Genomic DNA, 26,780 nt, shown 5'->3' on the forward strand with positions numbered 1-26,780 from the left:
TTAACTCTTTTTAGTTCTTATATATTTTTATATAATTAGAATAAAATAAGTATACAGTTGATAAAGAAAGGATTTATAAAGATGCATTAAGAATGTATATTTACAAATCCTTTGTATCTATATCTATCTGGCATATAACTAATCTATTATTTTTATATTAGGTTGTTTATATACACTAAATATGCTTTTAAAAATTAAATTTAAAATACGTATTATTAACACTGAGCTCCACCTTTAAGATGTAAAGGAGCATCAAGTATAGATTGTTTTCTTTCCAATACAGAATCTGATAAAAGCATTTCTATAAATTTATCAACACCAATTCGGTCAATAGTAATTCCAAAACGTTCACCTGTTTTACCTTGTTCTCTAAATAAAAGAAGAGCTTTTTCAATTAAAGTCATAAGTTCCTCTTTTGAAAATAGTTTATCAATTTGTGTTCCAGGGCGAACAGATTTGCCCCATTTTCCTCCTATGTATATTTTGTAGCCAGATTCTTTTTCTTCAATACTGTCAAAATTACAACTTTCTATGCATTTACCACAGTTATTACATAAATTATTATCTATTTCAAGCTTTCCTTTATCTGTTAATTTAGCTGCTTTGACAGGACAGACTTCCATAACAGAACATTTTTTGCATCCAACACATATTTCAGGGTCATAATCAGGTACACGTTGACCGACAATTCCGAGGTCATTTAAGTCAGGTTTAATACAATTATTAGGGCATCCACCAACACCAATTTTAAATTTATGAGGTAATTTTACATCATACCAACCTTTATAAAATTCTTGGTGAATTTCAGTAGCTAGTGCTTGTGTGTCAATTAACCCATGAACACAAACAGTTCCTTTACATGCTACAACAGGACGAACTCTTGAACCTGTTCCACCTGTGATTAAATTTTCACTGGCAATGAATTCACTTAAAGCTTCAATATCTTCAAACTTTACACCAGGTAACTCTACTGTTAATCTAGTAGTAAATGCTACTTGACCATTTCCAAATTTTTCGGCAGCCTCAGCAATCTTTTTTGTTTGTGATGTGTTAATTACACCATTTACAGTTATTATACGTGCAGCAAAATGTTCTCCATCCCTACTTGGTAAAAAACCTCTACCTTTTAATTCCTTTTTTTGTTCTGCTGTAATATTATTCATAATTAATCCTCCATTACTTTAAGATTTGGATAAAATAGTATTCCACCTTCAAGGACTTTTGTATTTGTATAACCAAAACGTCTCAAACGATTTTGAGCCATGTAGCTATTTTTACCTTTTGCACATATAAGAAGAATCTTTTCATCTTTAGAAAGACCTTCAATTTCTCCATTAATTTCACCAACCGGTAAATAACGTAGGTTAGGAATAGAAGGAACTTTTGAAACATCAAGTTTAGTCCAGCTATCAAAATCTTCAATTTCATCAAGTAAAACACTATCAAGTTCTCTATCGAGTTTATTTTGTAACACGTTTACTGCTACTACAAAAGGATGAATAGCTGTTGAGAAAGGTGGTGCATATGCAAGGTCCATACTTTCTAATGAATAAAGATCTGCTCCTAAAGTTATTGCAGTAGCAGCTATATCTACTATCTTATCAGTTGCACCAGGGCCCATAACTTGAACACCTAATAACTTTCTAGTATGTTTTTCAGCAACCATTCTTATTATAAAATTAGATGCACCAGGATAATAATGAGCCTTATCATCAGTAGCTATAGTAACAGAGCAAACATCATAACCTTCTTTTTTAGCTGATTCTTTGCTTAAGCCTGTTTTTCCTACATTAAGCTCTGGTAATTTGACTACAGTTGTTCCAAGAACACCTTTATAAGTTTTAGATTTTCCGGCTATATTTTGAGCACAAATTCTACCTTCATGATTTGCAGATGAACCCATAGGTGACCATGTAGATTTATTTGTCAAAGCATTTTTTACATAAGCACAATCTCCAACTACATATATATTTTCATCTGCTGTAAGCATAAATTCATCTGCTATAAGTGTTTTATTTGGAGCAAATTCTAAATCCGTATTCTTTAAAAAGGCTGTATTAGGATGAATTCCAACTGACATAACCACTAAATCTGTTTTAATAACTCTATTTTTGGTACGAAGTTTTTCTACTTTATTTTCACCTTCAATACCTATAACTTGGTCGCCTGTGAAAATCATGATACCTTTATCAGCCATATGATTTTCAACATATTCAGCAAAGTCGGTATCAAATCCAGGCATAACATGTTCAGCCATATCAATAACACTTACACGTATGCCCATAGCAGAAAGATTTTCAGCAATTTCAAGACCAATAAAGCCTCCACCAATAACAACAGCTCTCTTGACTCCATCTTCCACAGTATCTCTTAATGCTATCGCATCATTTGGAGTACGCATGAAGAATACTCCAGATAAGTCGATTCCAGGTATTGGTGGTTTTATTGGGTCTGCTCCTGTGGCAATTACAAGTTTATCATAACTGATAGTTTCTTCTTCTCCTGTTGAAATCTTTTTCAAAATTACTTGTTTTGATTTTCTATCAATAGATGTAACTTCAACTCCACAGCGAACTTCTGCTCCTGTTAGTTTAGAAAAGCTTTCAGGTGTATTTACAATTAGAGAAGATTTATCTTCAATAACCTTACCAACATAATATGGTAAGCCACAGCCTGCATAAGAAATATGTTCGCCTTTATTTAGGATTGTAACAGAACAATTGTCACCCATTTCACGTTTTATTTTTGCAGCAGTTTTTGTTCCAGCAGCAACTCCACCTATAATTAATACTTTCACAATATCACACTCCAATCCTTTTTATAACTCTATGCTAAAATTATAGTTCTTGACAATGTATTTGTAAAATACTAAAATGTTAATAAAATCATAAGTATTTGCTAATATTTGGTAAGGTCGTGATAATATGACTATTCGTAGCTTGGAGATATTTGTAAGGGTTGCTGAATGTGGTAAAATGAGTGAAGTTGCAAGAAATATGTATATTACGCAGTCGTCGGTTAGTCAAGCTATTTCGGAAATAGAAAAAGAGTATGGAGTTAAATTATTTGATAGAATTTCAAAAAAACTATACTTAACTGAAGCAGGAAAAAAGCTTCTAGGATATGGAAAGCATCTTTTATCTATAAATGAAGAGATGATTGATTGTATGAAACATTGTGCTAAAAATATTCGAATAAGAGTTGGAGCAACAGTAACTGTTGGTACTTGTGTAATAAGTCCAATAATATTAGAGTTATATAAAAGAAACCCTTTAGTAGAACCTGAAGTGTTTGTTGAAGATACAAGCTTAATTGTAAAAAAATTACTTAATAGTGAATTAGATATTGCAATTGTAGAAGGTAAGATTAATCATCCAGATATTGTGGTAAAAAGCATTATTAAGGACCATCTTGTACTTGTATGTTCCAATAAGCATAAATTTTACAATCGAGATTCAGTAAAAGTCTCAGAGCTTTCAAACCAGCCATTAATTATGCGTGAACTGGGAAGTGGAACAAGAGCGCAACTAGAAAATCAATTGAAAGAATTAAAAATACCAATGAATATTAGATGGTCATGTTATAATTCTGAAGCTATCCTGAGAGCAGTTACAGATAATTTTGGTATTGCTGTTATATCTGAACTTCTTGTTGAAGATTACTTAAAGAAAAATCTTTTATGGTCTTGTGATATTGAAGGCATTAACTTATGCAGAACATTTGATATTGCATATCATAAAAATAAGTTTTTTACTGAGAATATATCATCATTTTTTGATATTTCAGTAGAGTTTGGGAAAAAAGAAATGAGAAAGAAGATTAGGAGGTAGCAACTAAGTATAGTTGTTACCTTCTTTTTCATATCTAAAGCATATTCATAACTACAAAGTTTTAAATTGAGAAGTTGAGTGGTTAATTATGTCATATTTATTTTTTTTATATATTTATTGTTTTACTATTTTTCATTTGCAGTAACTAAATCAATAAATAACTGCATAAGAGGGCTAATCCATCTATTCTTATGATGTGCACATACAGCTGTGATAGTTTTACTACTTAAATCTGTTTTAATTTCACATAAATCTCCTGATTTAATTTCACTTTCTATCGTAAATGTGGGGAGATAAGATATACCCATATCATTTTTCACTAAATTTTTAATTGTTGGGATACTCCAAAGTTCAATTGTATGGTCTAAAGTAATATCCTTTTCTCGTAAATATGTCTCAAATATCTGTCTAAAAATGCAGTTATTCTCATCTATTATAAATGGTATTTTTAATTGTTGATTTGGAGTAATAAAATCTGGAAACTGATTTTTTATCTTTGGTGAAGACACTAATGTAAGTGAGTATTCTCCAACTGGATAGGTATAAATAGAATTTCCAATTCCACCAATGTCTTGATAAAATAGTCCCAAATCAATACTTCCTGATAGTAATGAATCTCTTATATCATAACAATTCATTGAGCGAAGAAACAAGCGAGCATTTGGTGCAAGGTCATGGAACTGTTTTAGTATTGTAGGTATTTTATAACAAAGTAATGTTTCGGCGATTGCAATATGTAAATCCCCTCGTAGTTCAGAAAGGTCTGTACCAAAGTTTTTCATTTTATCAAATGAAGAGAGCACTTCATTAACATATGGGATTAGATTTTCTCCTATCTTAGTCAACACCATCCTTCTTCCAATTTTTTCGAAAAGATGTACAGATAATTCCTGTTCTAACTGTTGTACTTGGAAAGTTATTGTTGATTGTGTGTAATTCAGTTTGTCTGCTGCTTTTGAAAAGCTACCTTCTTCAACAATAGTCTTAAAAGTTTGCAGGTATTTAATATACATGTTTTCCTCCTGTATAGTTCAATAATTTTAAAGTATAACTTTAAATATTTCGATTTGTTTAAATATTTAATTTAAAGTATTATAATATAAAAGGAGTGTGATTACAAGTGTTGAGTGAAATTTTATTATCTTTTTTACCTTATGCTTTTGTAACAGGTTTTACACCAGGGCCAAATAACATTCTTGCATTAAATACAATAAGTAATAATGGATGGCAAAAAGGAAAATCAATGATTATAGGTATTAGTGCTGGATTTGTGTGTGTTATGATTATATGTGCTTTAGGATGTTTTGGATTGTCAAAGTTTATTCCAACATTAATTGATACCATGAAATACATAGGAGCTGTATATATTATCTATTTGGCAATTCATGTTGCGAAGAGTAGACCAAATGATGAAAATAAAACACAAACAAAATCTTTTTGGTCAGGATTTATTCTACAATTTGTCAATGTCAAAATTATTTTGTATGGTATCACTGTTTATATGGGATATGTAATTCCTGTGTCAAAGTCGATTGTATTTTTATTGGTAACTGCTATTTGTAGTTCTATTGTAGGAATTTCTGGAACCATAACATGGGCTCTAGCAGGAGGATTTTTGAAAAAATATATCAACAGATATTATAGGGTGTTTAACATTACTATGGCACTGATACTTGTTTGGAGTGCATTAAAGTTAATTTTGGCATAATTTTTTACATAAAAATTGTAAGTAAATTTAGAAAGTTTAACCGTTCTAAATTTTATAATCATAATTTTAGATTTATACTATTAGCATCTCCTCTTTTGGAAAGGTTAGTTTTTCAGTAAGCTGGTTTTTTAAATTTTTTAAGGTAGTAGAAAAGTATTATTGATTTTGTTGAAATATCATATAATTTAGACTACTATTAAAGAAAAAGGTATTGGAGGATATAAATATGATTATAAGTACTGGAGATATTAAAGAAGAATATGGGGTTATAGATGCTATATTTGCAATAGACTCTCATAAGGAAGGTATTTTTAGAAGTGCAGACCCAAACTCAGCATTTAAAGGAGTAAAGGAACAATTAAAGAAAAAATGTGAACAGTTAGGTGGAAATGCTATAATTAATTGTCAATTTGAATATCGTATTGCTGTAGCAGATGGATTTGCAAGTAAAAAACAGGTTGTTGAGATATTTGCATATGGAACTGCTGTAAAAACTTTATAAAAATAGATTAAGTTAAAAGGTCATCTTAGTAGATGGTCTTTTTTATACAATAAATTAAAATGAGAATGGTAAATATGTTATGAGATTAAGTTTTTGAATTTATGAAATAGAGTAACAGAACTTAATAGGAATTAGCTTTATTCTCTATTATATGGTATAATGTAGAATAGAGATAAGGAAGTGGTTAGTATAGGAATATTAAAAAGTGCTGAATTAGTTAGAAATATAGCACAAAGAATTGCTAGAGAAAAGGGAATAAGAGAGCAAGATGCATGAAATGATGCTGTTACAGAGTATAAACAAAAACATAGATACTTAGTCTAGAGAATCATCTTTATAGATGGTCTTTTTTTATACAAGAAGTTTGTGTAATAAATTAAAAATAAATGTAAAAAATATTATACAACTATAATAAGATAAAGGAATGTTTTTAAGGAGAAAAAGATATGCTCAATCAGTTTAATGAATTTCTTGGTAACTATGTAAATATAATTTCTGTAATTGCATCATTTGCAGCAATAGCAGCCTTAATTATATCAATTATGGCTTTTATGGAATCTAATAAACAAGCCAAATTGATATTAAAATATAGAAGAAATAATGAGAATAATATGGCTGGTGATTATTATGAAAATGGTAATGGATATATTAGACTTAATTCAAATAAGATAGATGATAAATCTAATGTTTATGCCGAAATTCATAGTAACAACTTAGTTGATTTTGTAATAGAAAATAAAAGTACTATTGTTGCAAAAAGCCCTATATTAAGTTTGAAATTTATTAATATGGAAGTAGATATTGGAGAAAATAATAATTTTGAACAAATAAATAAAGAGCTTAGATGGCACCCAAAAGATAATACTACAATTCATAAAGGAATAAATTTTAGAATAGAACAATTTAATTTTAAAAATTGTGTTATGCTTAAAAAAGAAGCGTATATAGAAGTAGTATTATCAGCTGATAATATGGAAACAAAAGAATTTAGGATACCCATAAAAGCGTATTAAAGAACTCAATAACAAGAGTTCTTTTTTTAGTGAAAGTTTGTATTATTTTGTAACTGTGGAATAATTTTTGAAGGATATTGACCATTGAAGTTGAATTTTATACTTTGCAGGGGATAAAAATGAATAATTTAATAAGTTTTATACCAGAGCAACTGCTTTTATTAGTGGTTGCTCTTAATGTTTTAAGGTTTGGTTTTAAGAAATATAAGCAATTATATAATAAGTATATTCCAGTTATATTACTAATACTTGGAGTAGGTTTCTTAGTATGGATGTTAGAATTAAATGCTGATGCAGTCTTATAAGGTGTAATTTGTGTGGCATATCAATAGGTATAAATCAAACTTACAAGCAGTTAAAGGAGGAAAATAAATAATGAAAATATGTATGACAGTAGGACACAGTATTTTAAAAAATGGGGCATCTACTTTCACTGATGAAGTGATTAACGAATATCAATATAATAAGTCATTGGCATCAGTATTAGTAGATACATTCATAAAAGAAGGATATAAAGTAGATGTAATAATATGTCCTGAAAGATAGTTTAAAACTAAGAGTGATAAAAAATCTTAAAATACCTAGAGTTAATAGTGAAGGATATGACAACTACATTTAAATGCAAGTGATGGTCAAGGAGAAAGTTCAGAGGTTCTATATTATAGTAATAAATGTCTAGAGTATGCAACTAGAATATGTAAGAATTAAAAATAGAGGTGCTAAATTAGATAAAAGTTTATATATTTTAAATAGTTCAAAGTATATATCAGTATTAATTGAAAGTTTTTTTGTGATAATAAAGATGATTATGAGTAAGCAAGGAAACTTGGATATGAAAGCATGGAGAAGGTACATTAAATAAAACTATAAGTAATAAGGTAGTTAAGCAGATATATAAACATACAATAGTTTATTCTGATGATTATAAAGTATCAGCAGATATTTTAGCGCTATATTATAAAAGAGCAAAAGAAAGTTATCTAGTAACAGATATAAAAGAGTATAAACCGCACTAAACAGAAAATCTGTATGTAATTGGTGGAGTAACTTGCAATAAAGCTAAAGACTTGAGTAAGATTACAGGAGAAAAATTTACTCAGATATATGATAGTGATGTGTGGTCAATAATAGATAGAGCTAGAGAGTTTGTAAAAGAAAAATTATTGAGTTAGAGGTTTTTATAATAAATCCATATGAAAGTATAGAAAAATAAGAACTTATTAATTAAGTATTTAAATAAGTTCTTATTTTTTAGTTTTTTATAGTTTATCTTTTAAACTTTTGGGCATTTCTGGTTGGTTAATATACCATACTGATGTCGTATTTGCAGATATGAAAGCTATAGCTATAGCTACACTTCCAAATAATTTCATAAATTTACATAAAATTTTATTCATATTATAACTCCTTGTTTTTTATATTTATAGATATTTGTATAATTAATAATAAACTTACCCAAAATAAAGCTAAGGAAATATATATAATGTAGTTATAAATAAAAGTATAGACACAACCTATAAGAATTATTATAAATAGAATTATAGATATAACTCTAGAAAAAAATTTATTTTTTTTATATCTATTTTTATTCAATGGATTATTAACATGGCAAACTGGAGCAAGTAAATATATACATAAAAAGCTTAAAGTAGATATCAACATAACATATATAGGGAAAGTATTAAGTTTGTTTAATTCGATTCCAAAAACCATAGATAGAGAAAAGATGCTAGTAAAAGTAATAATACATAATCTGTTACTTTTTGCATGAAATCCTCCAGAAAACTGTCTTATTGAACAAAAAGATACTAAAAATATTATAGTATAAATAATTTTATTTAATAATAAACCTATTAGTAATGATATTGTAGTATTTATACATAGAGAAAATATGATTTGTAATCCATAGGAACATATTTCTAAATCATTTTCATTTATTATTTGTTTTGAACTAAAGAAATAGGATACTTTGTCAGAAAAAAACTTAATCATAAGATTTACTTTCTGTCATTTTAGTAATGTCACTATTATTTGAATAAGGATTATTAAGTGGTATTAATATATTTAAAGAAAACATAGTATCCGTAAATTCTATAGTGGCTGTTCCAGCATATTTTTCTAAAGTATTTTTTATACTTTTTATTCCTAGTCCATGAAATTCTTTATTTTTTTTGGTAGTAATGAAATTCTTCTTTTTTTCTATAATAACATTGGATTTAGTATTACTAATTTTTATTACAAAAAAATTATTTATTAATCTTCCCTGTAATGAAATACTTTTGTTTCCTTTCTTTATTTTATCACAAGCCTCAATTGCATTATCTATAGCATTTGCAAATATGGAACAGACATCTTCTTCATTGATAAAATTACATTGAGAAAAATCTATACCAGTTATAAATCTGATTTCTTTTTTTATACAAAGCTCCTTTTTTTCTTTGAGTATAATATTAAGTGCTATATTTCCTGTATCAAACATATTATTATATTCATCAAGCTTTTTTTCAAGATTTTTTATGTAGTTTGAAGTATCGTAATTATTTTTACTCATTTCTTTTATACAGATAATATGGTTTTTCATATCATGATATAATTCTTTTGTTTTTATATAGTTATTTTTTACATTTTGATAATAATTATGTTCAAGATTTGTTTTTTCTTGTAATTTCAATAATTCAAGATATTTTTTATTATCTCTTAGCATTTTTATTATGCCAACAATTAGTGCTATATTTGATGCTGTTAATAATAATGCCATAATCATAATATCAAATTTTGTAGAAGAAGAAATATTTATAAATGAAAAAATACATTTATAGAATATAATAAAGGATATCAAATTACTTACTATTGGAATAGATAAATAAATTTCCTTTTTGCCAATTTTTACACTGTTAAAAGAAACTTTGTAGATAAATAGCATAAAAAATAAGAATACTTTTGATATAAATAAGCATTCATATCTGTAAAAATTTTCTTCTAACAAGATATTCATACTATCCAAATTATTTATAAACAATGTTAATGACATAGTTAATGCGTCAATTCCTATTAACAACATCCAATAGGAAAATACAACTATTAGGCATTTAGTAAAGTTAACTCTATAATTGAATTTGTAAATACTATAAGTTGAAATAATACATATCAAAACTCTAATATTAGGGTCAATATTTAAATAAAAAATAAAAATAAGAACAAAAACAGCAATTAAAAAAGAAATATTTAATTTCATTGAATTTGTTTTTATTTTACTTGTATAATCAAATACTTTTTTACATACCCAAATTTCTATAATAGAGGATAAAAGTGTAATTAAAAATGATATATTTAACATTGTAGTAATCTCCATAACTAATAAATTTTATATATAAAAACGGTTTGAAAATTTATAATAATTATATCATAAAATATATTAGTTAGGGATAATGTTGTTAAATATTAACTATATATGTGTAAATATGTATAAAATTTTTGATATATACATGGTTATTAATAGAAACACATAAAACTATAGTAGAAGTTGTACTAATAAAATGAACAAAAACTACCATGCTAAAATATAAGACATGTTATAGCTGTATTAGAAAATTTCATTAATATATAACAAAAGCATATTTTTTATAGATGTGTTTCTTTTTTGTAATTCATTAATGCATAAACTATCAAGAGCATTACTCAACATATTTTAAAATCGATTCAAATCGTTCTTCTTAAGAACATAAATTATATGATATAGTAAAGTTCAGCGGTTATTTACTCCTTTTTCCAGCTAGAAAAGCCGATGGAGATTACATTTTTTTATGAGCTGTCCAATCTGCAAAAGGTAAGATGGTATCCGAATGAATAAAAGGCTTATGCACAGTGATACGAAATGAGCCATTTGACATTTCCACTGGCATGTATTAGAATGAGAGAAAATTGAGTTGTATTTGTTCGCATTAGTCGAACAATGCGCACAGTAGAGTATTTATATTTTCCAATATAGAAAGGTGGGCAATATGGAAACAAACCAATACTTACTCGCTGGCACGTCAGGGATATGCCGTTGATGCGGTAGAATTAGTTGAACATAATATAGAGATTTTCCATCAAAATACTCAACCAGATGAAAATATAACTATTATTCAGGGTAACGCTATGGATTTGTCTGCTTTTTCAGACAATCAATATGATGTTATATTACTGTTAGGTCTGCTGTATCATATTTATAGCACAGAAGATAATCAACAAGCTTTGCACGAAGCAATTCGTGTAACAAAACAGGGAGGCGTAGTTTTTGCCGCGTATGTCATATCTGATGGTTGTCTATTTGACGAAGGGTTCAAGCGTGGTAATATCAGTGTCGCCGAATATATTAAAAATGGATTGCTTGATTCCAAAACATTTGCTACCAAGTCCCAGCCAAAGGATTTACTTGAACTTGTACGTAAAGAAAACATCGACGATTTGATGTCTGTATTTGATGTATCAAGACTGCACTATGTTGCATCAGACGGCTGTTCCTTATTTATGCGTGAAGCAGTAGATGCTATGGACGATGAAATATTTGAATTGTATTTGAAATATCACTTTGCTACTTGTGAGCGTGAAGATTTAGTGGGTATTACGAGTCATGCGATTGATATATTCAAGAAATAAGATATATGTTTATTATACAAAACTATATGAGAAAGAAGATTTAAGTGGCTATAAAATGGAAGTATTAGAAGAATGGATAAAAAGTTATCAAGAAGAAGATGAATAGATTAAAAGGTAGTATTTATAAATAAATAGATACTACCTTTGTTGTTATTTATAAAAATATGTATAAATTGTGGAAATGTATTTAGGCTTTGGAAGAAAAGTAGTGATATATTGTTCATCCTGATAGGATTCTGTCAAAGGAATGCCACTTGGTTTTTGTTCTCCTTATTTTCATCAAAGTAACTTATGTATAATTTATCTTCTCATTTTTTTCACCACTTTCTAAAATCGTGATTGATGAGGTAGATTAGTGACTATATTTTAAAATAGGAATATGATAAAAATTTTGACACAATAAAACATGAATGCGAAAACAAAAGGAAAGAGTTATTTTAATATTACAGCAAAACGAGAAGGTTATGGTACTCTACTAACATTTAAGCTAAGAAGACGAGTTTGTAGGATAATACGAAAGATACCATCAGCAAGATTAGATACTCAGCAAATACGTAGAAAGTATGGTTTTCACAATTCTACTACAGCTACAAAAAAGACCAAGACAACTCTAAGTGGATTATTCTGAATGAGGATACTGTATTTGTGGTAAATTGGATATTTGTACTTTAATTTTGTTGATAAGATTTACGCATAAGAAAGCCGTAGAATACGTAAATATCCTACGACAAATCTTAAAAACAGAAAACATACTTATTAGAGTTGTGCTAATAGCACATTTCTATTTTTTTACTAAGTATTATATGGTCAAAGAGTATTTTGAAAACTTTTTAAATACTTGTATTTTTTTAAAATTAACAAATCAATTTAATATAATTTAAAAATATCCTTTTTATTTTAAATTACTTATTAGCCTATATTAACACCAAAATTTCCACATAATCCTGAAAGACCATCTTCAAAACCAGAACCTAAGGCATTGAATTTCCATTCTTCATTATGTTTATATAACTCTGCAACCACTATTGCTGTTTCTATACTAAAATCTTCACCTAATTCATATTTGATAAGCTCTTCATTAGTTTCTTCATTATAAATTCTTATATATGAATTTTCAACTTGTCCAAAGTTTTGTCTTCTTGTAGTAGCTTCATTTATAGTAACAGTGAATGATATCTTTGCAATGTTTTGTGGTATTTTAGATAGGTCAACACTTATTTGCTCATCATCACCATCTCCAACTCCTGTTCTATTATCTCCCATGTATTCAACTGCTCCAGAAGCATGTTTTAAATTATTATAGAATATGAAATCTCCATCATTTGTTACCTTACCATCAGCTCCAGTTAAAAATGCAGAAGCATCTAAATCAAAATCAAAACCACCATCATATTTATTAGTATCCCATCCTAATCCTACCATTACTTTTTTAAGACCTGGGTTAGTTTTTGTTAAACTTACTTTTTGTCCCTTTGCTAAAGTTATACCCATTTAAAACAACTCCTTTTATAAATTTTTTATTATAGTTAGTATTAACGATATATATCAGTTAATTCATGAAGCTCTTCATTTTGACCAATTCCTAGGGCATTAAATTTCCATTCTTCATTTCTGCGATAAATTTCGCCTGCCAAAACTGTTACTTTACCAGAAAAGTCTTCTTGAAGGTTATATTTAAATAATTCTTGTCTAGAATTTGAATCAACTAGCCTTATAAAAGAATTATTCATCTGGCCAAAATCTTGATTTCTTTTTTTAGCTCTGTATATAGAAACTCCAAAAACTATTTTGTGTACATATTCAGGTATCTCACCTAAATTAACATTTATTTGTTCATCGTCTCCTTCGCCTCTTCCAGTTAAGTTATCACCAGTATGTATGATAGATTTAGAAGGATGTTTAAGATGTCCAAAATAAACTAAGTCTTTTGATGATTTCATTTTATCTTCATTAGTTAATGCTATTGCAAATGCATCTAAATCATAGTTTTTCTTACCTAGTTTGTTCATATCCCACCCTAATCCTACAACTAAATTTTTTACAGGATTAGCATCTTTTACTAAACTTACTCTTTGTCCTTTTTGTAAATTAACACTCATTTTAAGTTCTCCTTTTTAATATTTTTAGTTTTATTGACAGTGTTAAATATAATCATCATATTATTTTTATTATATACATATTTAGACCAATTTGGCTATATTTATGAATCATTTATTATATAAATATCTTATAATCCATAAATATAGGTCTTGTGTAATTTTAAAATACTTTATAATTAGTAATTGCATAGGTGTTTAAGTTTATATTTCGTTTAATTGTTAAAAAATTCAATAAATGATATAATGGAGAATAATAATTATAAAAACTTGTAGTTTGTAGATAAGATTATATGTATAGAAATTTATATAAAGTTGGGAGATATATATGGATTATTATAGGATTATTTTTAGTAATTGTTGTATGTTTGAATAAAATTTTTATAAAAATTAGACCTGAATACTTAAGTTTGATTAATCTTTTAATCAGTATAATTGGGATGATAATTCCTATACCTATCATTGATAGTAAGATAAAAAAGAAATTTATAGATAAGTAATCGTAATTTATATGTAAATTACAATTACTTATTATAGTAGTAGATAATTTAACATATATTTTATACAGATTTGTGTCAATGTAATTAATCTATTTTAAATTTATATTGATAGGAAAGTATATAAAATATAGATATTAAACTAATAAATAATGCAAATTTAGCACAATGAGATAAATTTAAAATTAAATCTAAGTGGTGTATTTTTTGATTGTTTATTGTATGAAAAACAGCAAGCACAATTTTCAAATATAAAAATATAAGTTTTTTATATCTGAAATTTATGCTTGCTATTTGTTTTTGTGATTATTCTATTTTTTTAAATCCATTTCCTAAAGCTTCATGTATATCTGTAATTATTATAAATGCATTAGGATCGACACTTTTCACTAATTTTTTTAGTTCAACAACTTCTTTTTTCTCAACTACAACCAAAAGTACATTTTTATTTTCTCCAGTATAAGCACCTTCGCCTTTTAGAATAGTTGCGCCTCTATCTAAATCTTCCATTATTCTTTTACTTATGTCTGATGAAAGGTCAGATATAATAGTAAATGATTTTGAATAATTAAATCCTTCAATAAGTAAGTCACTAATTTTTACTAAAATGTATAGTGCTACAGTTGAATAAAGTGCAATCTCAACTTGTCTATTTACTATTCCCGATAGTACTACTACAACACAGTCGACAATACCCATCAAAACAGGGATACTAAGTGTAGGAAAATATTTATTTAATAGGAGTGCCATCAAATCGGTTCCACCTGTAGAGCCATTTATTCTAAAAATAAGGCCTTGACCAACTCCCATTAAAATAGAACCAGATATAATTGCAAGATACATATCATTTGTAATATCTAGTGTAGTCATATTTGCAGTAACTTTAAGTGCTATAGTAAGAAAAATTATACCTAAGACTGTTTTAAAGCAATCTTTCTTTGAAAGTATTCTGTAAGCAAATATGAATAGAGGTATATTTAAAAGTAAATTGACAATCCAAAGTTGTACACCAAATAATGAATTTAAAACAACTCCAAGACCTGTTATACCACCAGCAGCAATTGCATGTGGATTAAAAAACATGTTAAGAGAAATTGCCATTAATATACAGCCTACAATTAATATTAAAATTTCTGAAAAAGTTATTCTATCTTTTTTCAATAACATCACTCCTTATATATAGATTATAATATATATCATATAGTTTTTCCAATTTTTAATAAAAAAAATAAAAACATATTATAAAAATAATTTGATTGGAATTTTCTGAAAATTAATGCTATAATTAAAAATAAATTTAAGGGAGGTTATAAAATGGCTAAACTGACTTTAGAACATATAGAAGGAAATACATATTATATCCCACTTCCTACAATAGTAGGTGTATATGTAGATGGAAATAATGCAATTTTAATTGACAGTGGAAATAACAAAGATACAGCCAGACAAGTTCTTAGACTATTAGAGGAGCATAATTTAAATCCTAAACTAATAATAAACACTCATTCAAATGCAGACCACATAGGAGGGAATGCATATTTGAAAAATCAAACAAAATGCAAGATTGCTACAACTAAAATAGAAGGATACTTTACAGAAAATCCAATATTAGAATCAGCATTTTTGTATGGAGGGTATCCAAGTAAAGCATTAAAAAATAAATTTTTATTAGCAAAAGAGAGTGAAGTTGATTATATTATACCTTCAAATGGGAAAATTTTAGATACAGAACTTGAAGCGATTTCTCTTCCTGGTCATTATTTTGAAATGATTGGTGTTAGAACTCCAGATAATGTTTTGTTTGTTGCAGATAGCCTTACACCAGAAAATATAATTAGTAAATATCATTTCTTTTTTTTATTGGATATAGATTTACAATTTAAAACGTTAGAAAAAATGAAAACTCTTGATGCAGATTTTTTTGTTCCAAGTCACTCTGTCAAGACTACAAGTATACAAGATTTAATTGATGTCAATAAAGAAAAGATGGAAGAGATAATATCTAATATTAAAAAGGTTTGTTGTGAACCAATTATGATTGATGAAGTCATTGAAAAAATGTGTGATGTGTACAACGTTAAATTAGATGCTAATCAATACGTTCTAGTTGGTAGTACAATACGTTCTTATATAACATATTTATATGAACACAATATGGTTGAATATGTATTTGATGGTGGCAAGATGATGATAAAAGCTGTATAAATACTGAAAAATATCAAACTATGCAATAAAAATATTTTAATACAAGTATCTTCGAAAAAAAGAGATAAAAATAAAATTTGCCATCAAATTGCCACAACAAATACTTGGTCAAAGTATTGCTGGATTTCTTTTCTTATTTGGATTGCTAGGAGTACCAGCTCTAGATAACCGCTTTGCTTGGTCTAGTATTCCACTTATTTTGACAATAATATCAGATGTACTTATTTTAATTGGATTTATAATTGTATTCTTTGTTTTTCGATACAATTCCTTTACATCAAAAGTTATAACTGTTATGAGTAATCAAAAAGTGATTACTGATGGACCATATTCAGTTGTGCGACATCCTATGTATCTAGGTGCTATATTAATTATACTTTTTACACCTCTAGCACTGAATTCATGGTGGGGAATGATTGCTGCAATTACTTTATGCATAATAATTGTGTTTCGGATATTAGATGAAGAGAAGTTACTTAGTGCTGAACTTGATGGATATAAGGAATATTGTCAAAAAACGAAATATCGTATTATACCTTATATTTGGTAAAGTGTAAATTTCTAGTTTATTAATCAGATGAAATAACCTTGGTAAAAAGTCGAATATTTTAAGCTGTATTTCTATTTATTACTTACTTGACTATTAATTAATAAATAGAAATACAGCTTTTTTATATTAAATAATTTTAAGAGAATAGCTATTTAATTATAAAATTATGCTATAATTTGTAAATAAAGAGGTAAATTTATAAAAATTAAAAAAATAATTAATTATAAGAAGGGGGAAATAGTAGGGATTATGAATAAAAAGTTCAAAAAATTCAGTAAAAAAATAGGTATATCAACTTTGGCTTTGACTCTATTTCTTTTTAATAGTTTAACTGCAAGTGCACAAATTAAAGAGGATTCTATAATAGGAACTGATAGATATGAAACAGCAGGACTTATAGCAGATAAGCAGACTTATGACACTGTAATATTAGTTAATGGAGATGAAAATTTATCTGATGGGCTTTCATCAAGTGGACTATCAGGTACTATCAATGCTCCAATACTTTTAACTAAAAAAAATGAACTGCCAAATGCGACATTAAATAGATTAAATAATAAGAATTTGAATGTCGTAAAAAAAGTATATATAATTGGTGGTTATAATACAATTGATAATTCAGTAGAAAAAGATATAAAAAGAAAAAATATTGAAGTAGAAAGAATAAGTGGAAATAGTAGAATTGAAACTAGTTACAATGTAGCAAAAAAAATAAATGAAGTTAGTAAAGTAAAAGAAGTTATGATGACAAATGGATTTGTCGGTGAGGCTGATGCTATGAGTATAGCACCTGTAGCAGCAAAAAATAAGGTGCCAATAATACTTACAGATGGTAAAAAAATTCCGTTTAGTACTAAAGAGTTAAGTGTTTATGCTATAGGAGGTAGTTCTGCAATAGATGAAAAGTTAATAAAAGAGACCAATGCAACTAGAGTTGGGGGAAATGATAGATTTGAAACTAATAAAAAAGTAATAGAAAAGTTTTATAATGGGGCAAATGGTTTTTACATAACAAAAGGATATCAATTAATAGATGCATTGACATTATCTCCTCTAGCAAAAGAAAAACCAATCGTTTTAGTTGCTGATGGAAGTAATAAAAGCATATTAAAAGGAGCTAAAAGTATAATTAAAGTTGGAGGAATCGATTCAAATACATATAAACAATGTTTAGATATAGCAGAGTATAGTGACATGGACATAACACCAAATATAATAAAACATTTAACTACAATTGATGGAAATGAAGTATCTGAAATGTCTATAGAGATGGATAATTTAGGTGTAATTATTGAAAAGACAGATACTAATAAATTTGAATTTGATTATGTTAGTGTTAGCAATGAAAAAAATTGTACTTTTTCTTTAAATAAAGAAGAATCTTCTAATAATGTAAAAGATGGTAAGATGGTTGTAAGTGCTAAGAAAAAAATAGAAAAAAATACAGATAATACTGTAGAAGATATGAATGGTGATAATATTATAAATGCAAGTAAAGATAAGATGGTAAATATATTAAAGATAGGACTTCCTGATAGAGTTTATTCTAATTTTAAGATAGATACTGGAAATGGGTCAGTAAGAGTTTATAATATCAAAGGAGGAGCTACAATTAATGTTAATAATGGAACTGTAAAAGTTGAAGGTAGTGATATAACATATCCTTTTAATATAAATATTAATAATGGAGTTTCAAATGTAGTTGCTGAATCTATATTGTCTGAAATAAAGTTTAGAGCTAATAATGGTGTTGTTGAGGTAACTGCTACAAATATAAATGGAAATATAAGCGTGTTTGGGAAAGATGACACAGATATATTTAGTGGTGTATTTAAATTAAAATTAAAAAAAGAACCATCAAATTTACACTTAAAATTGGGTGATAGAGGATTAAACAAGTTACCAGAAGGTTGGTCTAATGATTATACTTTAGGTAATGGACATCCAATTATAGAGGTGAAAAATAGTGGTATAAATGATATATCATTTCAAAACTAAAATACAGGTGGAAATAAAGCTTATATAATTTTTAAATTATATAAGCTTTATTTGTTTTATTTGTATTATTAAGTTATAAAATTTAGATAACTGTAAATAAAAAATTGTGTCTCAAAAAAATAGTATTTTATTGTAGTATAGTTAATAGTTATCTGCTTTAAATGAATTATGTACAATGTTACAAATATATTTTGCAAATTGACGAGAGTGTTCTTCTTTTTCAGTATCCATAAAATTAGGTTTACCTAAATCACGTTCAACAAGCATTCCTATATATTTCAACTGTGAATGTTTGCAATAACGCTTTATACCATCTTCCCAGATATCAGCTCCTTTTTCAGGTCTATATCCACAAGTTGTAATAAGTGCTAGTGATTTTCCTGACCATAGTGCTGGTCCTTTTTCATCACCATAGTATTTATTCATACCATATACCAATCTATCGAGCAAAGCTTTCATTGGAGCAGTGCAATACCAAGAATAAATTGGAGTTGCAAGAATAATCAAATCACACATAAGAACTTTTTTGAAAATTTTATGAACATCATCATCATGACAACATCCAAAAGAAGATAAATTTTTCTGACATTTTTTACAGGCAATACAAGGTTCTATTTGATAATCATATAACCATAACATTTCAAGATTTGCATTATAGTTTTCTAGTTCTTCTATAAATGGCTCTAAAATAGAAGCTGTATTGCCATTCTTCTTAGGACTTCCCATAAGAATACATACTTTCATATTAACACCTCCATATTATTTTAAAATAATTTTTAATCATATAGTAATATTTAGATTTTATAAAAACTTTTTAAATATATATTACATAGAATGATTTTTATTTTATTTGGTAGTTTAAAACCAATAGTCTAAAGAAGTACTTTTAGAAAACTAGCAATATTAGTAACTATGTAGAATGCTAGTAAAATTAAAATCATCCATGTAAAAATATGATTTTTGTATGGATATACTTTATTAATTCTTTTTCCAATACGTACCAGTAAAATATACATTAAAAAATATGCTAAAAAGACTATTAAAAATTTCATATATAACCTCACAATTTTAAAGTTTAATATAAACTTAGGATACTACGAGAATACATTAACAACAATATACTTTTTTAATCTGTAACAAAGTTGAAATAAATTATTTCTATAGTAAAATATATTATAATTAGTATAGGAACTTAATTAATAAAATCATCTATAACCATGGAGGTATAAAATATGTATTTAAATCAAGAATATAACTTTATAAAAGAACATGCACCATGTTATATATATGATGAGGTTAATATAATCGAAAGATGTATGGAGTTAAAAAATAATATTTTAGGTTTTGACTTTTTATATTCCATAAAAACAAATCCATATAATAAAATTGTGAAAAGTATTGCTAAACAAGGGTTTGGAACAGATGCGGCATCAATGAAAGAAGTATTGATTTCAAAAGAATGTGGAGTGGTTAGAGATAATATTTACTATTCTGCACCAGGAAAGACAGAGGAAGATATAGAAGCTGTTTTAGATAAGTGTATAATTATTGCGGATAGTATAACAGAAATAGAACTTATAAATAAAATATCAAAAAAACATAATAAAAAAATTAAAATAGGTCTTAGAATAAATCCTGATTTTACTATGGATGATGATAGCTCTATATCAAGCAAGTTTGGTATTGATATAGAAGATATAGATAATGTTTTTAAAATATTAAATCTTTGTAACTATATATCTGTAGTTGGGATACATATACATATTAAATCTCAAGTGTTAGATTTTGAAAAGTTAGGATGTTATTATGAAAAATGTTTTCTCATAGCATTAAATTTAAATAAAAGTGAACATATAAACATTGAGTTTATAAATTTTGGTAGTGGTATTGGAGTAGCATATGACAATCTTAAAGAAAGTCCAGTTAATTTTAAAAAGCTTTCGATATTAACTGAAAAGATTGTTTCTACTAATGCAAATACATTAAAGGCTAGACTCTTTATTGAATCAGGTCGTTTTGTAGTTTGCACATCAGGCAATTACTATACTAAAATTGTCGATATTAAGGTATCAAGAGGGACAAAGTATCTTGTTGTAAGAAATGGTCTTAATGGATTTATGAGACCTATTATTTCTAATTTAATTGAGAAAGTAACTTGTGGTGTAGAATTAGAAGGGCAAGAACCATTATATACATCAAATCATGCATTTTCTTTTTCAGTATTAAGTAGTTCAGAAGAAGAAGAGTATGTAACAATAGTTGGAAATCTTTGTACATCATTAGATGTATTAGCCAATAATGTTAAATTAAAAAAGGCAGTTATAGGAGATGTGGTTTCAATTAATAATGCTGGTAGTTACTCGTATTCTCTATCTCCATTAATGTTTTCAAACTATGAATTTCCTAGACAATATTATAAAAAAAAAGATGGGTGGATTGAGTGAATTTTTCTGAAATCTTCAAACTGGAATATTCTATATTTCCTAATTTTTAATAAGTAAAAGCTATTTTATCATAACCATTTGGAATCTCATAAGAAGTCAATTTGATTCTTCTATTTTGTAATTCCTCGTGTTGTTCAGAATTATCGAAAGTACCTATTAAAATATTCATAAAAGAATTTAATTTGTCACCTATATCATAGATTAACTGGTAATGACTGATTATGATAAGCATACTTTATTTTTAGAGGGGAGTAAGTATGAAAATAGTGGGAGTCTACTATATAATAAAATTTTTACTTGATTCTACAAAATGAAAAATACATTGCCAAGAGTGAATTTGAACATAATGTGAAAATTAAATTTAATAAATTTGAATGGAATTTCATAAATCTAAAATATAATTAACGATGAATTTGATGGCAAATAAATTTGGTAACAAATTTATTTGCCACTAATTAAAAATTATTGTATAGTGTAGTAGCTTGATTTGGGATAAGTATACTTATAGTATAAAGTCTTATGTAGTTTTGTATAGTTATAAACAATCTACAATTGTTCCTTCAGGAAATAACCTCCTAAAAACAAATCTCACTAAAGGGCCTGCAATTAGTAGTTGTAATGGCAATGCAATAATAAAGTTGTTGAATATATTAACAACCCATACAAATAAGATTGTACTAGAAAAACCAACTGATTCAATGGCTCCAAATAAAGACATACATATAACCATTCCACATACCATACAACTTGATATAACAATGGCCTTTGCAATTTGTCTACTTTCTGGATTTACAATGCGAAATGCGATTTTTTTAGCAATTTTAGAAACAACAAACCAATCAAAAATCATACCTACTACATATGCTAGTGGAAAACTCATCCAAGCATTTTTTACAGTTTCTAGCGAAAGGCCTTCATGCAAAGAGACATTATAGACACTCATAAAAAATACCATAAAGGCACACATAATCACTGTAAATATTAAACTTTCTTTTCTATTTTGTGGCATATTCATTTACCTCCAAGTGTAATTTATTTCTATTAGGATTATACATGAAGAAAAATTTTGTCGTAAGTAAATTTTTAAAAATTTGAAATTTATTTTTGAAATAGATAGAAATATCCATAAAATATTTTTATTTTTATGGATATCCATGGAAATTAAGTTTTTTAAACTTTATAATTAATAGTATAAGGTAATAAAATTATAGTGCTGTCAAAGAAATTTAAAATTTAGGGGGTGTAGTTCTATATGGAATTGTGGAAAAGAAATTTATTTGTATGTTGGATAGGGATGTTCTTTAGTTCTATAGGTATGAGCCAAATAGCACCTATACTTCCATTATATATTAAGCAGTTGGGTGTAACTGATGTAGGCTTAATACAACAGTATTCAGGTATGATTTTTGGATGTACTTTTGTAGTAGCAGCATTTTTTTCGCCAATTTGAGGGAAAGCTGCTGATAAATATGGAAGAAAATCAATGCTTTTACGTGCAAGTATTGGCATGGGAATAGTGATATTTACAATGACATTTGTACAAAATGTTTATCAGCTATTAGGGCTAAGGATTCTTCAAGGTGTTTTTACAGGTTATGCAACTGCATGTACTACACTGATTGCAACTCAGACAGATAAAAATCATTCTGGTTGGGCCTTAGGTACACTTGCAACTGCATCAACTACTGGTTCATTAATTGGGCCAACAGTAGGAGGGTATATAGAATCAATTTTAGGACTTAAAAGTGTATTTATTATAACAGGAGGATTATTATTTGTATCATTTATCATATCTATTCTGTTTGTAGTAGATAATTTTAGACCTAAAGAAATAAAAGAGTTAATTTCTATACCTAAAGAACAATTAAATCCATTGCCAAATAAGTTTTTAATTGCATCTATTTTTGTGACTACATTTATTACTCAGCTGGCATTATATTCTATAGAACCAATTGTAACAATATATATATCACAGCTTACAAATTTTGCATCAAATGTAGCTTTAATAGCAGGATTGACATTTTCTGCATCAGGATTAGCAAACCTATTGGCAGCTCAAAAACTTGGAAAAATGTCAGATAAAATAGGACCTCAAAAGGTATTACTAATTTCACTTTTATGGGCAGGAATTATATTTATACCACAAGCTTTTGTAAGAACTGCATGGCAACTGATGTTGCTGAGATTTTTATTAGGATTATCAGTGGCAGGGCTTAATCCTTCTGTAAATAGTTTATTAAAAAAAATTGCACCAGAAGAATATGTTGGAAAAATATTTGGATATAATGCATCTGCTCAGTATATGGGATGTTCATCAGGAGCTTTTTTAGGGGGACAAATATCGGCCCATTTAGGTATTAGAACAGTATTTTTCTCAACAAGTATATTATTATTTTTGAATGCACTTTGGATGTATAAATTTACTGGATTATTTACTAAAGATAATGTAAAATAATCTTTAAACTTTGATAAAAAAGAAGAGTAGCTTTAGTACTATATTTAAAAAACTAATCAAAATTATAGATAAAAGAATTCATTTTTATGAATTCTTTTATTTTTATTAACCTTAAAATTGTGTTTTTACAACCTCCTTGTAGCATTTGTTTGCCTGTTGTATAATGGTAGAAATTATAAAAATATAGACTTCAATATATTTGAAGTAAGTGTTTTATTATATTTCTAAAATACAATACGGAGGAATTTAATAATGCAAGCCAATAAAAGAATCTAAAACTAATAATTATTTTCAACCTGATACATTATTAGTAAATATTCAAAAAATTTCATAGCTTTATGAAGTGAAACAAATATTATTACTAGTAAAACTGTACCAATAAAACAGGAAAGTGAAAGTTTAAATAGACTATAATTAAGCATATTCGATGTAATATAAAGTAGCCAGATACAGATTGGTAAAAAGATTATGGATGTGAATATGCCAGGAACATGGTGTTTAAATCGGATATATAAGTTAAAGTGAGGAAATATAAAATGAAATGTAAAAGCAAATAAACATCCATACTAAATGAAATAGTTGTCAAAGATACAAGATAGCAAAGTTATAATTGAAAGCGTAATAATAAAAAAGTGATATTATAAGAAAATCGAACACAAATTATTTTTTAATTTTTGTACGCTTCTTTCAAAGAAAATATCAAATATAAATGCTATATATCCAATTTTTATATATCAATTAAAGAAAAGTTTAAATTTTTAGTTTTTTAATAGTGTATATATTTAATTTCATAATGTAGAATAAACATTTCTTATGTAATTTGTTATAGAATTATATCAAGAAATAACTTATGGAAAAAATTGGAAAATATTATTATCGACAAAATCTTTGACTTAAAAACTATATTGCGATAGTATTAATTTAATAAAAGTTTGAGAGGGGCGTAAGGTTATGACAATTTCAAAAATACCACAAGCAGAGTTAAAAGTTATGAAGTTTATTTGGGAAAAAAATGATACAGTGACATCAAAAGAAACTATTGAAGCTATGGAACAAAAATATGGATGGAAACAAACAACAACATTGACACTTTTATCAAGACTTGTTAAAAAGCATTTCTTGGATGCAGAAAAAATAGATAGATATACTCATTATACAATAGTTGTTGGACACAAAGAATATTTAAATGTTGAGACAAAAGATTTTTTAAGTAATATACATGATAATTCTTTGCAAAGTTTACTTTCAGCATTACATGAAGATGAAGTTATTGACAAAAATGCATTAGATTTATTTGAAAATCATTTTAAAAATTTAAAGGATGAATAAGTATATGTGTTTGTATGTTTAAGTTTTTAATAGATAGATATATACAAAAATCTATGCTGGTATTATTTAATAAGTTACCAACTATTTATAAATTGATGATTAATAGGCGTAAATTCAATAAAATACCTATAATGATTAAAGTAGATGGTATCAAATTAAATGATACCACCTATTTTAGTGCTCTATGTTTTTAGTTTTAAAAATAATCTTTTAATTCACTATTTTTTCTTAATTCAAGCAATTATTTTATTTAATCATATCAAACTGCCTTAATTGTTTCTAATTGTTCTTAGAGTCGACTTATATTTTTGAGCATAATTAAAATAAAATGAAGAAATAATTTTTATATTTTCTGATTGTGTTGTTAACAACTTAATTGTCAATATTTCATAGTTGATTTTATACTATTATTAAAATCATTAAGTAATAATATTAAATTTAAGTGTCTTTTTATGTTATAATGAGTATGTATTTTTAATGGTATATTTTATTGTGAAGATATAAATTAATTATTTTTGGGGAGTTATTATGCTAGACACGTTTATAACAATTGTTTCTTCTATTATAGAGATATGGGCATGCAAGAAAGTATTTGATTATACAAGTAAAGTAAAAACTAATTTAATAAAGTTAAATATATCTTTCTTATTTTCTGTTTTTCTCATTATTTGTTCTTTTTATATAAATGTAGGAGCTAATGATAGAATATGGATATGTATTCTTATAACCTTTATTTTTTATAAGTCAAATTATAAGGTCAATATATATAAATGTTTAGTGATTTTGTTTTTTTATTGGATGGTGTTAATAGGTATAAATGCATTGAGTATGCTATTAGTAGTTTCAATGAACAATTTAGATAATATGAATATTTTACTTAATGGAAATTTATACAGATATGAAGCTATCTTTTTTGGAAAATTGATTTTAATTATATTATTGTACATATATAAAATTTCTTTTACTAATTTTAAAATTAGTAAAAAAGAATTGTATATATGTGTTCCAATGATAGCAAATTTATTATCTTTTTTTATACTTTACGATTATATTATTAATCTTTTAAAAATTTCTCCTGAAAGGAGAGTTGTTTTTCTAGTAATAGTTTTACTATTGATATTGTCCAATATCTCAATATTTGTATCAATACGTATAATACTTAAAATTAAAGCTAAAAAAGATAATATAATAAATTAATTAATACATATAAAAATAGCTTAGTGAATATTTCTAATTGATATATTATAGCTTATTTGTTTTAAAATATTGAAACTTGAATTATCTGGTGAAGTAGATAAAGTTGATTGTGATAAGATTCTTTAAAATGAGTGTATTAGTGAAATAAGTAAGATTAAATCAGATATTCCTAAGTTGTATGGTAGGAGTAAAAAATATATAAATAACCTTATTAAGAAAACTATTAAGTAGTTCATAAATTCCTCCTATTATTAGATGGTATTAAAGTTAGAATACTATGAAGAACTAATAGTGACAACATATTATGCAGATTTT

General features: G+C 26.7%; 27 protein-coding genes and 2 pseudogenes. 16 read left to right on the forward strand and 13 right to left on the reverse strand.

Features of this window, described 5'->3' with window-relative positions:
- Positions 1-215: 215 nt before the first annotated feature.
- Together KGF41_RS02550 and KGF41_RS02555 are read right to left on the reverse strand one after the other, a co-directional pair.
- Complete coding sequence (locus KGF41_RS02550) at positions 216-1,163, reverse strand: 4Fe-4S dicluster domain-containing protein (protein WP_227856320.1); 948 nt, start codon at positions 1,161-1,163, stop codon at positions 216-218.
- Positions 1,164-1,165: 2 nt separating this feature from the next.
- Positions 1,166-2,797 carry an FAD-dependent oxidoreductase gene (locus tag KGF41_RS02555; protein WP_227856321.1) on the reverse strand — a complete coding sequence of 544 codons (1,632 nt, stop codon included), beginning with the start codon at positions 2,795-2,797 and terminating at the stop codon, positions 1,166-1,168.
- Between the two features lie 127 nt (positions 2,798-2,924).
- On the opposite strand from KGF41_RS02555, the gene KGF41_RS02560 reads away from it, so the two are divergent.
- Complete coding sequence (locus KGF41_RS02560) at positions 2,925-3,830, forward strand: LysR family transcriptional regulator (RefSeq protein ID WP_227828527.1); 906 nt, start codon at positions 2,925-2,927, stop codon at positions 3,828-3,830.
- A 125-nt stretch (positions 3,831-3,955) separates the two neighbouring features.
- Here KGF41_RS02560 and KGF41_RS02565 read toward each other — a convergent pair whose 3' ends face one another.
- Positions 3,956-4,843, reverse strand: coding sequence for a LysR family transcriptional regulator (locus KGF41_RS02565; protein ID WP_227828528.1), 888 nt, complete (start codon positions 4,841-4,843; stop codon positions 3,956-3,958).
- Between the two features lie 107 nt (positions 4,844-4,950).
- Here KGF41_RS02565 and KGF41_RS02570 point away from each other — a divergent pair, with 107 nt between their 5' ends.
- From KGF41_RS02570 to KGF41_RS02590, 5 genes and pseudogenes are all read left to right on the forward strand, one after another.
- Entirely contained in the window at positions 4,951-5,538 is a 588-nt protein-coding gene (locus KGF41_RS02570; protein WP_227828529.1) for a LysE family transporter, read from the forward strand.
- A 226-nt stretch (positions 5,539-5,764) separates the two neighbouring features.
- Positions 5,765-6,040, forward strand: coding sequence for a heavy metal-binding domain-containing protein (locus KGF41_RS02575; RefSeq protein WP_227828530.1), 276 nt, complete (start codon positions 5,765-5,767; stop codon positions 6,038-6,040).
- 446 nt (positions 6,041-6,486) lie between these two features.
- Positions 6,487-7,053: a hypothetical protein gene (locus tag KGF41_RS02580; RefSeq protein ID WP_227828531.1), complete on the forward strand. Its 567-nt coding sequence runs from the start codon at positions 6,487-6,489 to the stop codon at positions 7,051-7,053.
- Between the two features lie 119 nt (positions 7,054-7,172).
- Positions 7,173-7,358, forward strand: a complete 186-nt coding sequence (locus KGF41_RS02585; RefSeq protein WP_227828532.1) for a phage holin family protein — start codon at positions 7,173-7,175, stop codon at positions 7,356-7,358.
- 70 nt (positions 7,359-7,428) lie between these two features.
- A pseudogene (locus KGF41_RS02590) lies at positions 7,429-8,225 on the forward strand (N-acetylmuramoyl-L-alanine amidase).
- 87 nt (positions 8,226-8,312) lie between these two features.
- Here KGF41_RS02590 and KGF41_RS02595 read toward each other — a convergent pair.
- The 3 genes from KGF41_RS02595 to KGF41_RS02605 are packed head-to-tail and all read right to left on the reverse strand — an operon-like array spanning position 8,313 to position 9,811.
- Positions 8,313-8,450 carry a cyclic lactone autoinducer peptide gene (locus tag KGF41_RS02595; protein WP_227828533.1) on the reverse strand — a complete coding sequence of 46 codons (138 nt, stop codon included), beginning with the start codon at positions 8,448-8,450 and terminating at the stop codon, positions 8,313-8,315.
- A gap of 1 nt (position 8,451) precedes the next feature.
- Complete coding sequence (locus tag KGF41_RS02600) at positions 8,452-9,045, reverse strand: accessory gene regulator B family protein (protein WP_227828534.1); 594 nt, start codon at positions 9,043-9,045, stop codon at positions 8,452-8,454.
- Positions 9,038-9,811: an ATP-binding protein gene (locus KGF41_RS02605; RefSeq protein WP_227856322.1), complete on the reverse strand. Its 774-nt coding sequence runs from the start codon at positions 9,809-9,811 to the stop codon at positions 9,038-9,040. The genes KGF41_RS02600 and KGF41_RS02605 overlap by 8 nt, the downstream gene beginning before the upstream one ends.
- Positions 9,812-11,079: 1,268 nt before the next feature.
- On the opposite strand from KGF41_RS02605, the gene KGF41_RS02610 reads away from it, so the two are divergent.
- The 3 genes from KGF41_RS02610 (at position 11,080) to KGF41_RS02615 (ending at position 12,322) form a co-directional block, all read left to right on the forward strand.
- Positions 11,080-11,694 (forward strand): class I SAM-dependent methyltransferase, encoded by a 615-nt coding sequence (locus KGF41_RS02610; protein ID WP_413840481.1) that lies wholly within the window; start codon positions 11,080-11,082, stop codon positions 11,692-11,694.
- A complete protein-coding gene (locus KGF41_RS20810) occupies positions 11,675-11,800 on the forward strand; it encodes a hypothetical protein (RefSeq protein WP_255611301.1) in 126 nt (41 codons plus the stop codon). The genes KGF41_RS02610 and KGF41_RS20810 overlap by 20 nt, the downstream gene beginning before the upstream one ends.
- A gap of 300 nt (positions 11,801-12,100) precedes the next feature.
- Complete coding sequence (locus KGF41_RS02615) at positions 12,101-12,322, forward strand: hypothetical protein (protein ID WP_227828536.1); 222 nt, start codon at positions 12,101-12,103, stop codon at positions 12,320-12,322.
- 281 nt (positions 12,323-12,603) lie between these two features.
- On the opposite strand, the gene KGF41_RS02620 is transcribed toward KGF41_RS02615, so the two are convergent.
- The 3 genes from KGF41_RS02620 to KGF41_RS02630 all read right to left on the reverse strand — a co-directional run bounded on the left by KGF41_RS02620 (position 12,604) and on the right by KGF41_RS02630 (position 15,454).
- Entirely contained in the window at positions 12,604-13,185 is a 582-nt protein-coding gene (locus KGF41_RS02620; RefSeq protein ID WP_227828537.1) for a TerD family protein, read from the reverse strand.
- A gap of 41 nt (positions 13,186-13,226) precedes the next feature.
- Positions 13,227-13,793 (reverse strand): TerD family protein, encoded by a 567-nt coding sequence (locus KGF41_RS02625; protein WP_227828538.1) that lies wholly within the window; start codon positions 13,791-13,793, stop codon positions 13,227-13,229.
- An 800-nt stretch (positions 13,794-14,593) separates the two neighbouring features.
- Positions 14,594-15,454: a YitT family protein gene (locus KGF41_RS02630; RefSeq protein WP_227828539.1), complete on the reverse strand. Its 861-nt coding sequence runs from the start codon at positions 15,452-15,454 to the stop codon at positions 14,594-14,596.
- 147 nt (positions 15,455-15,601) lie between these two features.
- On the opposite strand from KGF41_RS02630, the gene KGF41_RS02635 reads away from it, so the two are divergent.
- The 3 genes from KGF41_RS02635 (at position 15,602) to KGF41_RS02645 (ending at position 19,040) form a co-directional block, all read left to right on the forward strand.
- A complete protein-coding gene (locus KGF41_RS02635) occupies positions 15,602-16,492 on the forward strand; it encodes an MBL fold metallo-hydrolase (RefSeq protein ID WP_227828540.1) in 891 nt (296 codons plus the stop codon).
- An 88-nt stretch (positions 16,493-16,580) separates the two neighbouring features.
- Positions 16,581-17,042, forward strand: coding sequence for a methyltransferase family protein (locus tag KGF41_RS02640; RefSeq protein WP_227828541.1), 462 nt, complete (start codon positions 16,581-16,583; stop codon positions 17,040-17,042).
- Between the two features lie 249 nt (positions 17,043-17,291).
- Complete coding sequence (locus tag KGF41_RS02645) at positions 17,292-19,040, forward strand: cell wall-binding repeat-containing protein (protein WP_227856323.1); 1,749 nt, start codon at positions 17,292-17,294, stop codon at positions 19,038-19,040.
- Positions 19,041-19,181: 141 nt separating this feature from the next.
- Here the strand turns inward: KGF41_RS02645 and KGF41_RS02650 are convergent, their stop codons facing one another.
- Positions 19,182-19,784 carry a flavodoxin family protein gene (locus tag KGF41_RS02650; protein ID WP_227829958.1) on the reverse strand — a complete coding sequence of 201 codons (603 nt, stop codon included), beginning with the start codon at positions 19,782-19,784 and terminating at the stop codon, positions 19,182-19,184.
- 488 nt (positions 19,785-20,272) lie between these two features.
- Here KGF41_RS02650 and KGF41_RS02655 point away from each other — a divergent pair, with 488 nt between their 5' ends.
- Positions 20,273-21,484, forward strand: a complete 1,212-nt coding sequence (locus KGF41_RS02655; RefSeq protein WP_227829957.1) for a diaminopimelate decarboxylase family protein — start codon at positions 20,273-20,275, stop codon at positions 21,482-21,484.
- Positions 21,485-21,530: 46 nt separating this feature from the next.
- On the opposite strand, the gene KGF41_RS20815 is transcribed toward KGF41_RS02655, so the two are convergent.
- A complete protein-coding gene (locus tag KGF41_RS20815) occupies positions 21,531-21,653 on the reverse strand; it encodes a hypothetical protein (RefSeq protein WP_255287797.1) in 123 nt (40 codons plus the stop codon).
- Between the two features lie 366 nt (positions 21,654-22,019).
- The gene (locus KGF41_RS02660) at positions 22,020-22,493 is read right to left on the reverse strand and encodes a DUF2798 domain-containing protein (protein ID WP_227829956.1); all 474 of its coding nucleotides are present in this window, start codon (positions 22,491-22,493) and stop codon (positions 22,020-22,022) included.
- A 243-nt stretch (positions 22,494-22,736) separates the two neighbouring features.
- On the opposite strand from KGF41_RS02660, the gene KGF41_RS21045 reads away from it, so the two are divergent.
- Both KGF41_RS21045 and KGF41_RS02665 read left to right on the forward strand, forming a co-directional pair.
- Positions 22,737-22,934: a multidrug transporter gene (locus KGF41_RS21045; RefSeq protein WP_413840309.1), complete on the forward strand. Its 198-nt coding sequence runs from the start codon at positions 22,737-22,739 to the stop codon at positions 22,932-22,934.
- Positions 22,935-22,967: 33 nt separating this feature from the next.
- On the forward strand, positions 22,968-23,939 hold the full coding sequence (locus KGF41_RS02665; protein WP_413840311.1) for an MFS transporter: 972 nt from the start codon (positions 22,968-22,970) through the stop codon (positions 23,937-23,939).
- Between the two features lie 278 nt (positions 23,940-24,217).
- On the opposite strand, the pseudogene KGF41_RS21050 reads toward KGF41_RS02665, so the two are convergent.
- Positions 24,218-24,487, reverse strand: a pseudogene (locus KGF41_RS21050) (HXXEE domain-containing protein); the annotation flags it as partial.
- A gap of 403 nt (positions 24,488-24,890) precedes the next feature.
- Between KGF41_RS21050 and KGF41_RS02670 the strand changes: the two are divergent.
- Complete coding sequence (locus tag KGF41_RS02670) at positions 24,891-25,268, forward strand: BlaI/MecI/CopY family transcriptional regulator (RefSeq protein ID WP_227829955.1); 378 nt, start codon at positions 24,891-24,893, stop codon at positions 25,266-25,268.
- Positions 25,269-26,780: the final 1,512 nt, after the last annotated feature.

Origin of the sequence: Clostridioides sp. ZZV14-6150, assembly GCF_020657875.1 — a bacterium.
Lineage (GTDB): Bacteria > Bacillota > Clostridia > Peptostreptococcales > Peptostreptococcaceae > Clostridioides.

Bases quoted from the DNA above. Each gene is read 5' to 3' on its own strand.
- KGF41_RS02605 (WP_227856322.1), bottom strand. From the start codon at position 9,811: ATGGCATTATTATTAACAGCATCAAATATAGCACTAATTGTTGGCATA.
- KGF41_RS02625 (WP_227828538.1), bottom strand. From the start codon at position 13,793: ATGAGTGTTAATTTACAAAAAGGACAAAGAGTAAGTTTAGTAAAAGAT.
- KGF41_RS02550 (WP_227856320.1), bottom strand. From the start codon at position 1,163: ATGAATAATATTACAGCAGAACAAAAAAAGGAATTAAAAGGTAGAGGT.
- KGF41_RS20815 (WP_255287797.1), bottom strand. From the start codon at position 21,653: ATGAATATTTTAATAGGTACTTTCGATAATTCTGAACAACACGAGGAA.
- KGF41_RS02665 (WP_413840311.1), top strand. From the start codon at position 22,968: ATGCTTTTACGTGCAAGTATTGGCATGGGAATAGTGATATTTACAATG.
- KGF41_RS02575 (WP_227828530.1), top strand. From the start codon at position 5,765: ATGATTATAAGTACTGGAGATATTAAAGAAGAATATGGGGTTATAGAT.
- KGF41_RS02615 (WP_227828536.1), top strand. From the start codon at position 12,101: ATGAATGCGAAAACAAAAGGAAAGAGTTATTTTAATATTACAGCAAAA.
- KGF41_RS21045 (WP_413840309.1), top strand. From the start codon at position 22,737: ATGGAATTGTGGAAAAGAAATTTATTTGTATGTTGGATAGGGATGTTC.
- KGF41_RS02650 (WP_227829958.1), bottom strand. From the start codon at position 19,784: ATGAAAGTATGTATTCTTATGGGAAGTCCTAAGAAGAATGGCAATACA.
- KGF41_RS02630 (WP_227828539.1), bottom strand. From the start codon at position 15,454: ATGTTATTGAAAAAAGATAGAATAACTTTTTCAGAAATTTTAATATTA.
- KGF41_RS02565 (WP_227828528.1), bottom strand. From the start codon at position 4,843: ATGTATATTAAATACCTGCAAACTTTTAAGACTATTGTTGAAGAAGGT.
- KGF41_RS02580 (WP_227828531.1), top strand. From the start codon at position 6,487: ATGCTCAATCAGTTTAATGAATTTCTTGGTAACTATGTAAATATAATT.
- KGF41_RS02645 (WP_227856323.1), top strand. From the start codon at position 17,292: ATGAATAAAAAGTTCAAAAAATTCAGTAAAAAAATAGGTATATCAACT.
- KGF41_RS02670 (WP_227829955.1), top strand. From the start codon at position 24,891: ATGACAATTTCAAAAATACCACAAGCAGAGTTAAAAGTTATGAAGTTT.
- KGF41_RS02635 (WP_227828540.1), top strand. From the start codon at position 15,602: ATGGCTAAACTGACTTTAGAACATATAGAAGGAAATACATATTATATC.
- KGF41_RS02655 (WP_227829957.1), top strand. From the start codon at position 20,273: ATGTATTTAAATCAAGAATATAACTTTATAAAAGAACATGCACCATGT.
- KGF41_RS02595 (WP_227828533.1), bottom strand. From the start codon at position 8,450: ATGAATAAAATTTTATGTAAATTTATGAAATTATTTGGAAGTGTAGCT.
- KGF41_RS02585 (WP_227828532.1), top strand. From the start codon at position 7,173: ATGAATAATTTAATAAGTTTTATACCAGAGCAACTGCTTTTATTAGTG.
- KGF41_RS02620 (WP_227828537.1), bottom strand. From the start codon at position 13,185: ATGGGTATAACTTTAGCAAAGGGACAAAAAGTAAGTTTAACAAAAACT.
- KGF41_RS02560 (WP_227828527.1), top strand. From the start codon at position 2,925: ATGACTATTCGTAGCTTGGAGATATTTGTAAGGGTTGCTGAATGTGGT.
- KGF41_RS02660 (WP_227829956.1), bottom strand. From the start codon at position 22,493: ATGCCACAAAATAGAAAAGAAAGTTTAATATTTACAGTGATTATGTGT.
- KGF41_RS02600 (WP_227828534.1), bottom strand. From the start codon at position 9,045: ATGATTAAGTTTTTTTCTGACAAAGTATCCTATTTCTTTAGTTCAAAA.